Origin of the sequence: Dietzia sp. IN118, assembly GCF_032905965.1 — a bacterium.
In the GTDB taxonomy this organism is placed as follows: domain Bacteria; phylum Actinomycetota; class Actinomycetes; order Mycobacteriales; family Mycobacteriaceae; genus Dietzia; species Dietzia kunjamensis.
The window spans coordinates 2,273,877-2,286,957 of sequence record NZ_JAUMSR010000001.1 but is presented as its reverse complement, the minus strand read 5'-3'; the positions used below and the strand labels follow the sequence as shown (position 1 = coordinate 2,286,957).

Here is a 13,081-nt window from a genome sequence, read left to right as displayed (position 1 = left end):
TTCCTTCGTTCGGGGTCAGCGGTTGACGATGGCGAGGTCGGCCGACAGTGCGCGGGCGGTGGCCAGCAGTTCGGGGATGACCTCGCCTGTGAGCTGGTCGGGGGAGTAGCGGGCGGCGTGGGTGGAGACGTTGAGGGCGGCGCTGACCGCGCCGTGGCGGTCGTGGACCGGGGCGGCCACCGAGCGCAGGCCGGGCTCGAGTTCCTGGTCGACGACGCACCACCCGCGCTCTGCCACCCGCGACAGCTCCGCGCGGAGCGCGGCCTCGTCGGCGAGGCCGTGGGGGGTGAGCGCCCGCAGGTCCGTCGCGTCGAGGTAGGCGTCGAGTTCCTCGGCGGGGAGCGAGGCGAGCAGGACCCGCCCCATCGACGTGGCGTAGGCGGGGAACCGGGTTCCGATGGTGATGCCGATGGTCATGATGCGACGCACCTGGACGCGCCCCACGTAGACGATGTCGGGGCCGTCGAGCACCGCCACGGACGAGGATTCGCCGAGTCGCGAGCTGAGCTTCTCCAGGTGCGGTTGGGCGAGATCGGTCAGCGGGAGCGCCGACAGGTAGCTGTACCCGAGGTCGAGGACCCGGGGGGTGAGCCAGAAGACCGAGTCGGCCGTGTCCACGTAGCCCAGTTCGACGAGGGTGTGGAGGAAGCGGCGGGCGGTCGCCCGGGTCAGTCCGGTGTTGCGCGCGACGTCACTGAGGGTCTGGCGTGGCTGGCGGGCGTCGAATGCCCGGATGACCGCCAGGCCGCGTGCGAGCGACTGGACGAAGTCGGGGGAGGCCGGGCGGTCGCCGCCGTCGTCCACGGACCCGGGCGGGGTCGACACCACGTCGGGGCGGGTCACGCCGCGCCCGTGTTCCGTGCGGCGTCGAGGTGTCGGCGGAGCACGTCGGTGATCCGGTCCGGGATCTCGACGGTGGGCACGTGGGCCGCCGGGGAGACGACGACGAAGTCCGCTCCGGGCACCCCGTCGGCGATCTCGCGCAGTACCTCCGGGGGAGTGGAGGGGTCCTCGTCCCCCGCGAGCACGAGGGTGGGGCAGGAGATCCGACCCAGCTCGGCGCGGTTGTCCCAGCCGGCCAGCGCGTCGCAGCAGGAGGCGTATCCCTCGGCCGGGGTGCCCAGGACCATCTCGCGGAGCCCGGCGACCAGCTCGGGTTCGGCCTCGGCTCGCGCGGCGGTGATCCACCGTGCGACGACGGCGTCGGCGACCGCGGCCGTCCCGCCCTCGCGGACCGCGGCGGCGCGATCGGCCCAGCCGGACGGTTCACCGAACTTCGCGGCGGTGCACAGGAGGGCGGTGGAGAGCACGCGGGTGGGCTCGTGGACGGCGAGCCACTGGGCCACCGCGCCACCGAGCGACAACCCGGCCACGTGGAACCGGTCGACGTCGAGCGAGTCGAGCAGGGCCAGAACGTCGGCGGCCAGGTCGGCGATCGTGCACGGCCCGGGGACGACCTCGGACGTGCCGTGGCCTCGGTGGTCCACCGCGACCACGGTGTGGTCGCGGGACAGGTCCCGGACCTGCGCGTCCCACATCGAACGGTCGGACCCGAGTGATCCGAGGAGGACGAGGACGGGGGTGTCGGCGGACCGGGGTCCACTGACCTCGTGGGACAGGGTGGCGGGCATGGTGTCGGTCCTCTCGTGCGTCTGGTTTCCGGTTCGGGACCACGATACGCGGAGATCGTGCGAAGGGCGAACAGTTGTACAAGATGCGAACACGGGCTATGGTGTGTGACATGACCAACAAGATCTTCTCGTCGGCCGCGGACGCGGTCGCGGACATCCCCGACGGTGCCTCCCTGGCCGTGGGCGGGTTCGGTCTGGTCGGCATCCCCGCCGTCCTCATCGACGCGCTCCTCGAGCAGGGCGCCACCGACCTGAGCACGGTGAGCAACAACTGCGGCACCGACGGTTTCGGCCTGGGCAAGCTTCTGGAATCGCACCGGATCACCCGGACCACGGCCTCGTATGTCGGCGCCAACAAGGAGTTCGCCCGCCAGTACCTCTCCGGCGAGCTCGAGGTGGAGCTCACGCCGCAGGGCACGCTCGCCGAGCGCATGCGGGCCGGAGGCGCCGGCATCCCCGCCTTCTACACCCCGGCCGGCGTCGGCACGATGGTCGCCGACGGGGGCCTGCCGCTGCGTTACGACGGCGAGGGGGGCGTCGCCAAGGCGTCCGAGCCCAAGGAGGTCCGGGTCTTCGAAGGCGAACAGTACGTCCTCGAGCGCGGGATCGTCACCGACTTCGCCCTGGTCCACGCCCACAGGGCCGACACCATGGGCAACCTGCAGTTCCGTGGGACGGCCCGCAACTTCAACCCGGACGTGGCCATGGCCGGTCGGATCACGATCGTGCAGGCCGAGGAGGTCGTCGAGCCGGGCGGGATCGACCCGGCCAACGTCCACATCCCCGGCATCTTCGTCCAACGGATCGTCGAGGTCGGCCGCCAGGAGACCGGCGTCGAGATCCGCACCACCAGGGAGGCCTGAGCCATGAGCTGGACCCACGAGCAGATGGCGGCCCGCATCGCCGCGGATTTCACCGACGGCCAATACGTCAACCTCGGTATCGGTATGCCCACCCTCATCCCCGGTTGTCTTCCCGAGGGTGTGCAGGTGACCCTCCATTCGGAGAACGGCATCCTCGGCGTCGGGCCGTACCCGACGGACGACGAGCTCGACCCCGAGATGATCAACGCCGGCAAGGAGACCATCACCGCCGAGGAGGGGGCGGCGTTCTTCTCGTCGTCGGAGTCCTTCGCCATGATCCGCGGCGGTCACGTCGACGTCGCCGTCCTCGGCGCTATGCAGGTCTCGCAGTCCGGCGACCTGTCCAACTGGATGGTCCCCGGCGCCATGGTCAAGGGCATGGGCGGTGCGATGGACCTCGTCCACGGCGCCGACCGCGTGATCGTGATGATGGACCACGTCACCCGCAAGGGCGACCTCAAGCTCATGCAGGAGAACACGCTCCCGTACACGGGCAAGGGCTGCGTCCAGCGGGTCGTCACCGACCTGTGCGTCCTCGACATCGCGCCGGAGGGCTTCCGGCTCGTCGAACTGGCGCCGGACGTGACGATCGACGAGGTTCGCCGGAAGACGGGCGCCGAGATCCACGCCTGAGTCGACGCTCGGGTGGACGTCAGGTGTACACCGCCCGCGGAGGCCGGAGGCGGGGTCGGATTCTCACTACTGTGGGAACCGACCCCGTCGTCGTCTCCGGAAGGTCCGCCCCACATGAGCACCTCCACCCCGGTCACCGCCACCCCGGCCACCGTGACCGTCACCGGCGCCGCCGGAAAGATCGCCTACTCGTTGCTGTTCCGTCTCGCCTCCGGGCTGGTGTTCGGGCCCGGGACCCCGGTCCGCCTGCGTCTGCTCGACATCCCGTCGGCCGTGGTCGCGGCGGAGGGCGTCGCGATGGAGATCGAGGACTGCGCGCTCCCGCTGGTCGAGTCGATCGAGATCACCGACGACGTGGACACCGCGTTCGACGGCGCCAACGCGGCATTCCTGGTGGGCGCCAGGCCGCGCGGCAAGGGGATGGAGCGCGCCGACCTGCTCACCGCCAACGGGGCGATCTTCCGGGAACAGGGCCGCGCCATCAACGCCCACGCCGCTGACGACGTGCGGGTGGTGGTGGTGGGCAACCCCGCCAACACCAACGCCTACATCGCCCACCGACACGCGCCCGACGTCCCCGCCGGTCGCTTCACCGCCCTGATGCGGCTCGACCACAACCGCGCGCTCAGCCAGCTCGCCACCCGGCTGGGAGCGCCGGTCGCCGACCTGGACGGGGTGGTGGTCTGGGGCAACCACTCGGCCACCCAGTTCCCCGACGTGTCGTACCTGACGCGACGGGGCGAGCCGGTCACGTCCGGGCTCGACGAGGAGTGGTTGGCCGACACGTTCATCCCGCGGGTCGCGAACCGGGGAGCCGAGATCATCTCGGTGCGCGGATCGTCGTCGGCCGCCTCGGCCGCCGGCGCGGCGGTCGACCAGATGCGCGACTGGGTGCACGGCACCAGTGGGGAGAGCTGGACCACGGTCGCACTGCCGTCGGAGGGGCAGTACGGCACCGTGCCGGGTGTGGTGACGGGGTTGCCCTGCCGCAGCCGCGGCGCGGAGTGGGAGGTCGTCGAAGGACTGGCGATCGGGGACTTCCAACGAGCCCGCATCGACGCGTCGGTGGCGGAACTGGTCTCGGAGCGTGACGCCGTTCACGGACTGGGACTGGCCGACTGACCTCGGGTGCACCGGGGCTGACGGCGTGTGCCGGGCCCCGGCGTCCACGGCCTAGGATGGTCGGGTGACGACTCCAGCTTCTGCCTCCCCGAACACCGACCGCGCGGACGCCCTGCCCGCCTCCTGGAACCCAGGTGAGGTGGAAGGCGGGCTGTACCAGCGCTGGGTGGAGGCCGGCTACTTCGAGGCCGACCCGTCCAGCGACAAGCCCGCCTACTCGGTGGTGTTGCCGCCGCCCAACGTCACGGGCAGCCTGCACATGGGCCACGCGCTCGACCACACCCTCATGGACGTGCTCACGCGGCGCAAGCGCATGCAGGGCTTCGAGGTCCTGTGGCTGCCCGGCATGGACCATGCCGGGATCGCCACGCAGACCCTCGTGGACCGCAAGCTCCGCGACGAGGGGATCGACCGCCACGAGATCGGCCGCGAGGCGTTCATCGAGAAGGTCTGGGAATGGAAGCGCGAGTCCGGTGGGACCATCGGGGAGCAGATGCGTCGCCTCGGCGACGGTGTCGACTGGTCGCGTGAGCGGTTCACCCTCGACGACGGACTGTCGCGCGCGGTGCAGACCATCTTCAAGGAGCTCTACGACAGCGGTCTGATCTACCGCGCCGAGCGACTGGTCAACTGGTCGCCCACCCTGCAGACCGCGATCTCGGACATCGAGGTCAAGTACGCGGACGTCGAGGGCGAGCTGGTGAGCTTCCGCTACGGCTCGATGGACGATTCCGAGCCGCACCTGGTCGTGGCCACGACCCGGCTCGAGACGATGCTCGGTGACACCGCGATCGCCGTCCATCCCTCCGACGAGCGCTACGCGCACCTGGTGGGCACCGAGATCCCGCACCCGTTCCGGGACGGGTGGACCATGCGCGTGGTCGCGGACGACTACGTCGATCCCGAGTTCGGGACCGGCGCGGTGAAGGTCACGCCCGCGCACGACCCCAACGACTTCGCGATCGGCCAGCGCCACGGCCTCGAGATGCCCACGATCATGGACGCCACCGGCCACATCACCGGGACCGGGACACGCTACGACGGCATGGACCGTTTCGACGCCCGCAAGGCCGTCCGGGAGGACCTCGCCGAGCAGGGGCGCATCGTCAAGGAGGTGCGTCCGTACCTGCACTCGGTGGGCCACTCCGAACGGTCCGGCGAGCCGATCGAGCCGCGGCTGTCGCTCCAGTGGTGGGTGCGGGTCGAGGAACTGGCGAAGATGGCCGGGGACGCCGTGCGCGACGGTGACACGGTGATCCACCCGACCAGCCAGGAACCGCGCTGGTTCGACTGGGTCGACGACATGCACGACTGGTGTATCTCCCGCCAGTTGTGGTGGGGTCACCGCATCCCGATCTGGTACGGCCCCGACGGCGACGTGGTCTGCGTGGGACCCGGCGAGGAGCCGCCCGCCGGATACACCCAGGACACCGACGTGCTCGACACGTGGTTCTCCTCCGGACTGTGGCCGTTCTCCACCATGGGCTGGCCCGAGCGCACCGCCGACCTCGAGCGGTTCTACCCCACGTCCGTCCTGGTCACCGGGTACGACATCCTCTTCTTCTGGGTGGCACGGATGATGATGTTCGGCACCTTCGTGGGCCGGACCCTCACCGGCGACAAGGCCGCTCCGGGGAAGGTTCCGTTCACCGACGTCTTCCTCCACGGGCTGGTGCGCGACGAGCACGGCCAGAAGATGTCCAAGTCCAAGGGCAACGGGATCGACCCGCTCGACTGGGTGGACCGCTTCGGTGCCGATGCCCTGCGCTTCACCCTGGCCCGCGGGGCCAACCCGGGCGGCGACCTGTCGGTCGGCGACGACGCCGCCCAGGCGTCCCGCAACTTCGCCACCAAGCTGTTCAACGCCACCCGCTTCGCGCTGATGAACGGGGCGAAGGTGGGCGAACTGCCCGCCGCGTCCGCGCTCACCGACGCCGACCGGTGGATCCTGCACCGCCTCGGGGAGGTGCGGGTGGGCGTCGACGACGCGCTGGACCGCTACGAGTTCTCCAAGGCATGCGAGGCCCTGTACCACTTCGCCTGGGACGAGGTGTGCGACTGGTACCTCGAGCTCGCGAAGGTCCAGTTCGGTTCGGACGACGACGCGCGCGCCTCCGAGCGAGCCGAGAACACGAGACTCGTCCTCGGACACGTGTTGGACGTCCTCATGCGGATGCTGCACCCGGTAATACCGTTCGTCACGGAGACGCTGTGGACGGCACTGACCGAACGGGAGTCCGTGGTGGTCGCGGACTGGCCCACCGACGTGGCGCCGGCCGATGACGCCACGGGGCCGGTCCGCCGCGTGGCCGACGCCCAGACCCTCGTCACCGAGATCCGGCGGTTCCGCTCCGACCAGGGCCTCAAGCCCGGTCAGCGGGTGCCGGCACGGATCTCCGGCGTCGACGCCGCCGACCTGCCGGCGGACCTGCTCGCCCAGGTGTGCGCACTCGCCCGGCTGACCCCGGCCGCCGAGGACTTCACCGCGACGGCCTCGCTCGAGGTCCGGCTCGGGTTGTCGACGGTGGACGTGGAGATCGACACCTCCGGGACGATCGACCTCGCCGCCGAGCGACGCCGGTTGGAGAAGGATCTCGCCGCCGCACGCAAGGAACTCGAGACCACCGGTGCCAAACTCGGCAACGAGGCGTTCCTGGGCAAGGCGCCCGACCACGTCGTCGACAAGATCCGCGGCCGCCGCGACCTCGCCGAGGCCGAGGTCTCCCGGATCACCGCCCGGCTCGAGTCGATGCCGGCAGGAAGTGACCCCGCGTGAGCGATCGACAGTGGCTCCCACCGCACGACCCGAGCGAGGGGTGGGACACCCCGACCGAGGAGGACGTCGCCGAGATGCTCGGCGAGGACGGCCTCGTCTCGGGCGTCCCGCTCGGTGGTCCGATCCCGGGTGACGAGGACGGCGACGGCGACGATCACCTGCCGCCGCGCCCGGTCCCCGAGGTCGGCAGCCCCGAATGGCAGGCCGACGCGGCCGACCTGGCCGCGGTCGAGGAGGAACTGACGACCCGCTGGCCGGAGTCCCGCCTCGAGCCGAGCCTGGACCGGATCGCCGAGCTGATGTCCGTGCTCGGCGATCCGCAGCACGCGTACCCCGTGGTCCACGTGGCGGGCACCAACGGCAAGACATCGGTCACGCGGATGGTCGACGCGCTGCTGCGGGCCCTGCACCAGCGCACCGGACGCAACTCCAGCCCCCACCTGCAGAGCGTCACCGAGCGCATCGCGCTCGACGGGGAGCCGGTCACCGCCCGCACCTTCGTGGACACCTACCGCGAACTCCAGCCCTATCTCGAGCTCGTCGACCAGCGGTCCGAGGAGGCCGGCGGCCCACGGATGAGCTACTTCGAGGTGCTGACCGCGATGGCGTTCGCCGCGTTCGCCGACGCACCGGTCGAGGTGGCGGTCGTGGAGACGGGGATGGGCGGGACGTGGGACGCCACGAACGTGGTCCGGCCCGCCGTCGCCGTGATCACCCCCGTCGGCCTGGACCACACCGACTACCTGGGCGAGGACCTCGCGACGATCGCGGGGGAGAAGGCCGGGATCATCCAGCCGGGCCCGGAGGACGATCTGCTGCCGCGGGACCCGATCGCCGTGATCGGGCGCCAGGAGCCCGAGGCCATGGACGTCCTGTTGCGTCGCGCCGTGGAGGTGGGCGCGGTCGTCGCCCGCCTCGGTTCGGAGTTCGACGTGGTCGAACGGCGGGTCGCCGTCGGAGGCCAGCAGCTCACCCTGCGAGGCCTCGGGGGCGAGTACCCCGAGGTGTTCCTCCCGCTGTTCGGGGAGCACCAGGCCGAGAACGCCGCGACCGCGCTCGCGGCCGTCGAGGCGTTCTTCGGCGCGGGCCCGGACAGGGCCCTGGACCCGGAACTCATCCGTGCAGGCTTCGCGGCGGTCGACAATCCCGGGCGCCTCGAGCGGCTCAGCTCCAGCCCCACCGTCCTGGTGGACGCCGCCCACAACGGGCACGGAGGACGCGCACTCGCCGAGGCGGTCACCTCGGAGTTCGACTTCAAGCGGCTGGTCGCCGTGGTCGCGATGCTCGACGGCAAGGACGCCGACGCGTTTCTCGCCGCACTCGAGCCGGTGGTGGAGGAGGTCGTCGTCACCCGGGCCGCCTCACCGCGCGCGATGGACCCGGGCGACCTCGCTCGCATCGCCGAGGAGCGGTTCACCGCCCAGCGCGTCCACGTCGTGGACACCCTGCCCGACGCGGTCAGCGCGGCCCTCGACCTGGTCGGGGTCCCGGATCCGACCGCGGACGACGACGTCTCGGGCGTCGGCGTGCTCATCACGGGTTCCGTGGTGACCGCCGGGGCCGCCCGCAGCCTGTTCGGAAAGGACGCACAGTGACCGACCCGACCCCCGGCCCCCGGGGCACCGCGCACGAGCCCTCGGTGGACCCGTGGAAGGGGCTGCGGGGCATCATGGCCGGCACCCTCGTGCTCGAGGCGATCGTGATCGGTCTGGTGCTGACGGTCATCGCCCGGCTCGACGGCGGCGCCCACTTCCAGCCGTGGAAGGTGTGGTTCGTCAGCCTCCTCGCGGTCGCGATGCTCGTGGCCAGTGGACTCCAGCGCAAGCCCTGGGCGATCCCGCTGAACCTCACGCTCGCGGGTCTGGCCGTCGCCGGCTGGGCCGTGCACTGGTCGATGGGGGTCTGCGGCCTGATGTTCGCCGCGGTCTGGGCGTACATCCTGTACCTGCGCCGGGACCTGACCCGCCGGATGGCCGGTGGCTATCTGCCCAGCCAGCACGACTGACGGCTCCGGACGGTCGGCGTGGACACCGGGCTTGTAGGATCGCCCTCGTGACCGAGAGAACTTTCTTCCTCATCAAGCCCGACGGTGTCGAGCGCGCGCTGACCGGGACCATCCTGGCCCGTATCGAGGCCAAGGGCCTCAAGATCGTCGCCATGGACATGCGTCAGGTGTCCAGGGAGACGGCGGCCGAGCACTACGCCGAGCACTCCGAGCGTCCGTTCTACGGGGACCTTCTCGAGTTCATCACCTCCGGTCCGGTTGTCGCCGGCGTGCTCGAGGGACCCCGGGCGATCGCCGCGTGGCGTCAGCTCGCCGGGGGCACCGACCCGGTGGAGAAGGCCGCGCCCGGCTCCATCCGTGGCGACTTCGGTCTCGAGACCCAGTTCAACCTCGTCCACGGCTCGGACTCCGAGGAGTCCGCCGCCAGTGAGATCGCGCTCTGGTTCCCCGGTCTGTAGATCCCCCGTCCTCCCGCAGAGATCGAGCTGCGCGCGCCCGTCGGCCCTGAGGCCCGGCGGGCGCGTTTGCGTTCGGTGGTGCCGGGCGACGACGTTTCGGCGGCGGGTGTGGGAGAATGGTCGAAGCCCATCCTGGCGAGTGGACCACCAGTCCGCCCCGGAACGGGCGCCCGCCACCCGTGGCCCGGTTCGTCCCGGTGCCGCGGACCACAAGACGTCGCCCCACCCCGGTGGGGCCCAGACAAGAAGACGCCCGACCCCGTGCGGCGGCGTGGGTCACCGGTATCCGGTGACGTGATCGCGCCCGGAGTCCGGCCGGAGGAGACACGTGTCGGATCCGAACCTGACAATCGACGACATCAACGCGCTTCCCGAGAGGATGCGCGCGCACGCGGCCGCCAGGGCCGTGGGCATGAGCAGCAGGGAATTCCTGACCGCCATGGCCGGGATCGGCGTGGAGATCAAGAGCGCCCAGTCCGGGGTGACCCGGCAGGTGCTGCTCGACTGGTTCACCAGCCGCGGGCAGGACACGGGGACGGCGTCCGGTGCCGCGCCGGCAGGGGACACCGGTACCCAGGCGCCGGTGGCCGAGGCGTCCGCGACCGACGCCCCCGCCCGGAAGGCCCCCGCGAAGAAGGCCGCCGCCAAGAGGGCGGCCAAGGCGCCCGCCGGGAAGACCGCCGAGAAGACCCCCACCGCAGAGGTGCCCGCCGACCCGGCGTCGGCTGAGGCGACCGCCGCTGGGACAACGCCGGCCGAGACGCCGGCCGAGGCGCCTGCCGCAGAGTCGGCGACGGGCGGGACGGCGGCGACGGAGACCGCTCCCGCGAAGAAGGCGTCCGGCAGGAAGAGCCCGGCGCGCAAGACCACAGCCGAGAAGACCGCCGAGAAGGCCACGGACGCCGAGAAGGCCGCCTCCAGGTCCGCGGAGAAGTCCGGCACGAGGACCGGGACGAAGTCCGTGCAGGGCTCCGCGGACGAGTCCGCAGGGACCGGGGGAGGCGGGACGAGCGGTCGGAACCGCCCGGCGCTGCCCGAGATCGCGATCGTCACCGGCGAGGTGGGGTCGGAGGAGTCGGGCAACCGTCGGCGTCGGTCCACTGCGACCCCGTCGTTCTCTCCGCTGTTCCTCTCGCCCGACGAGGCTCCCGCGCAGACGCAGGCGGACACCCGCTCGGGCGACGAGCCCCGCGGCCGCCGGGGCCAGGGCCAGACCCAGGGCCGGGCTCGCACCGAGACCGCTCCCGACGCCGCCCCCACCCCTCCCGCCGAGGACACGCAGGTCGAGCAGGACGGGCAGGAGCAGGGATCCGACGACGGCCGCGCCACGGACCAGTCCGACTCCGGTGACGGCGGGACCCGTCGTCGCCGTCGGGGCCGTCGCGGACGTGGGCGCGGGCGCGGCGAGGCCGGCGACGACCAGAACGGTGAGAACACCGGGACCGAGTCGTCGGACGACGGAGACCAGCGCGGCGACGACCAGCGCGACAGCGACCCGCGCGGCGACGACCAGCGCGGCAGCGACCCGCGCGACAGCGACCCGGACGAGACCTCCGGCAGCGATGACGGGAGCTCCGACGCTCGTTCCGATTCCGCCGGCGAGACCGACGACCGGTCCGCCGACGACTCCGACGGGCAGTCCGGTCCGGGTGACGCCGACGGTGATGATTCGGACGACTCGGGGAACGGTCCGTCGGGTTCGAGGCGCCGTCGCCGTCGTCGTCGTCGCAGTGGGGGCTCCGGCTCCGACGACACCCAGACGTCCAACGATGACCCGCCCCAGACCGAGGTCCACGAACGCGAGGCCCGCCGTCGCTCCGGACGCGGGGGACAGGGCTCGGGTACGTCGTCCGACGAGGTCCAGGGCATCACCGGCTCCACGCGGCTCGAGGCCAAGCGCCAGCGTCGCCGCGACGGCCGCGAGGCCGGTCGTCGTCGCCAGCCGATCCTCTCCGAGTCCGAGTTCCTCGCCCGCCGCGAGGCCGTGGACCGAGTCATGGTGGTCCGTGAGAAGCAGCGCGGCGACGGCAAGGGCGTCATGACCCAGGTCGGCGTGCTCGAGGACAAGGTCCTCGTGGAGCACTTCGTCACCACCGAATCGGCGCGTTCGATGGTCGGTAACGTCTACCTCGGCCGTGTGCAGAACGTGCTGCCCAGCATGGAGGCGGCGTTCGTCGACATCGGGCGCGGCCGCAACGGCGTCCTGTACGCCGGCGAGGTCAACTGGGAGGCCGCCGGGCTCGGCGGCAAGGCCCGGCGGATCGAGCAGGCACTCAAGTCCGGCGACATGGTGCTGGTGCAGGTCACCAAGGACCCGATCGGGCAGAAGGGTGCCCGCCTGTCCACGCAGATCTCGCTGGCCGGGCGCTTCCTCGTGTACGTACCGGACGGCAACTCCACCGGCATCTCGCGCAAGTTGCCCGACACCGAGCGTCGCCGCCTCAAGGCGATCCTCAAGGAGGTCGTGCCGGAGGGCTCCGGCGTGATCATCCGCACCGCCGCCGAGGGCGTCAGCGCGGAGGAGATCGGCCGCGACGTCGAGCGCCTGGCCGCCCAGTGGACCGAGATCTCGGAGGCTGCCGCCAAGCGCACCGATTCCGGGGCCGGCACGCCCGTGTCCCTGTACGAGGAGCCGGACCTGCTGGTCAAGGTCGTCCGCGACCTGTTCAACGAGGACTTCTCCAAGCTCGTCATCCAGGGCGAGACCTCCTGGGACACGGTGCACGACTACGTCTCGCGGGTCGCGCCCGAGATGACGGAGCGCGTGGAGCGGTACGACAACCCGGATGTGGACGTGTTCGCCACCTATCGTGTGGACGAGCAGCTGGCCAAGGCGCTCGACCGCAAGGTGTGGCTGCCCTCCGGCGGCTCGCTGGTGATCGACCGCACCGAGGCGATGACCGTCATCGACGTCAACACCGGCAAGTACACCGGCTCCGGCGGCAACCTCGAGGAGACCGTCACCAAGAACAACCTCGAGGCCGCCGAGGAGATCGTCCGCCAGCTGCGCCTGCGCGACGTCGGCGGGATGGTGATCATCGACTTCATCGACATGGTGCTCGAGTCCAACCGCGACCTCGTGCTGCGGCGCCTCACCGAGGCGCTGGGGCGCGATCGCACCCGCCACCAGGTCTCCGAGGTCACGTCACTGGGGCTGGTGCAGCTCACCCGCAAGAAGCTCGGTACCGGGCTGGTCGAGGCGTTCTCCACCCCGTGCGAGCACTGCCAGGGCCGCGGGCTGATCGTGCACGCGGACCCCCTGCACACCGAGTCGCACAACGCCGACGAGCCCGGTGGCCGCCGCGGCCGTCGCAAGGGTGGCAACGGCAAGGGCTCGGGGGAGTCCGAGGCGCCCGCGCCCAAGCAGGCCGCGCGCAAGGACGGCCCCGCGCCGGCCGCGCACCCGGCCGCGCTTGCGATCTCACGGCAGCACACCGAGGCAGACGCCGACAGCGGCGCCGAGCCGAACGCCCAGGGTGACACCCGCACCGACGGGGGCCGTGACACCGACCAGGGCCGTGACGCGGCGCCCGAGACCCGGGCAGCCGGGAGAGCGGACGCCGGCGCCCGGGGGGCCACCGCCCCCGAGGTCG

Annotated in this window: 10 protein-coding genes; 8 read left to right on the top strand and 2 right to left on the bottom strand. The window is 71.6% G+C overall.

Going from position 1 to position 13,081, the window contains the following annotated elements; genetic code table 11:
* Positions 1-15: 15 nt before the first annotated feature.
* Complete coding sequence (locus tag Q2K20_RS11000; RefSeq protein ID WP_317176941.1) at positions 16-804, bottom strand: IclR family transcriptional regulator; 789 nt, start codon at positions 802-804, stop codon at positions 16-18.
* 35 nt (positions 805-839) lie between these two features.
* Positions 840-1,631 carry a 3-oxoadipate enol-lactonase gene (gene pcaD, locus Q2K20_RS10995; RefSeq protein WP_268099475.1) on the bottom strand — a complete coding sequence of 264 codons (792 nt, stop codon included), beginning with the start codon at positions 1,629-1,631 and terminating at the stop codon, positions 840-842.
* A 110-nt stretch (positions 1,632-1,741) separates the two neighbouring features.
* On the opposite strand from pcaD, the gene Q2K20_RS10990 reads away from it, so the two are divergent.
* The 8 genes from Q2K20_RS10990 to Q2K20_RS10955 form a co-directional block, all read left to right on the top strand.
* The gene (locus Q2K20_RS10990; protein ID WP_268099477.1) at positions 1,742-2,494 is read left to right on the top strand and encodes a CoA transferase subunit A; all 753 of its coding nucleotides are present in this window, start codon (positions 1,742-1,744) and stop codon (positions 2,492-2,494) included.
* Between the two features lie 3 nt (positions 2,495-2,497).
* Complete coding sequence (locus Q2K20_RS10985; protein WP_132062044.1) at positions 2,498-3,127, top strand: 3-oxoacid CoA-transferase subunit B; 630 nt, start codon at positions 2,498-2,500, stop codon at positions 3,125-3,127.
* Between the two features lie 114 nt (positions 3,128-3,241).
* On the top strand, positions 3,242-4,249 hold the full coding sequence (locus Q2K20_RS10980; RefSeq protein WP_067719743.1) for a malate dehydrogenase: 1,008 nt from the start codon (positions 3,242-3,244) through the stop codon (positions 4,247-4,249).
* A 64-nt stretch (positions 4,250-4,313) separates the two neighbouring features.
* Entirely contained in the window at positions 4,314-7,025 is a 2,712-nt protein-coding gene (locus Q2K20_RS10975) for a valine--tRNA ligase (RefSeq protein ID WP_317176794.1), read from the top strand.
* Positions 7,022-8,620 (top strand): bifunctional tetrahydrofolate synthase/dihydrofolate synthase, encoded by a 1,599-nt coding sequence (gene folC / locus Q2K20_RS10970; protein WP_182640345.1) that lies wholly within the window; start codon positions 7,022-7,024, stop codon positions 8,618-8,620. Before Q2K20_RS10975 ends, folC begins: the two co-directional genes overlap by 4 nt.
* The gene (locus tag Q2K20_RS10965) at positions 8,617-9,030 is read left to right on the top strand and encodes a DUF4233 domain-containing protein (protein WP_119193196.1); all 414 of its coding nucleotides are present in this window, start codon (positions 8,617-8,619) and stop codon (positions 9,028-9,030) included. Before folC ends, Q2K20_RS10965 begins: the two co-directional genes overlap by 4 nt.
* 47 nt (positions 9,031-9,077) lie before the next feature.
* Complete coding sequence (ndk, locus tag Q2K20_RS10960) at positions 9,078-9,488, top strand: nucleoside-diphosphate kinase (RefSeq protein WP_067719736.1); 411 nt, start codon at positions 9,078-9,080, stop codon at positions 9,486-9,488.
* A gap of 328 nt (positions 9,489-9,816) precedes the next feature.
* A partial coding sequence (locus tag Q2K20_RS10955; RefSeq protein WP_317176793.1) for an Rne/Rng family ribonuclease occupies positions 9,817-13,081 on the top strand: 3,265 nt, incomplete at its 3' end.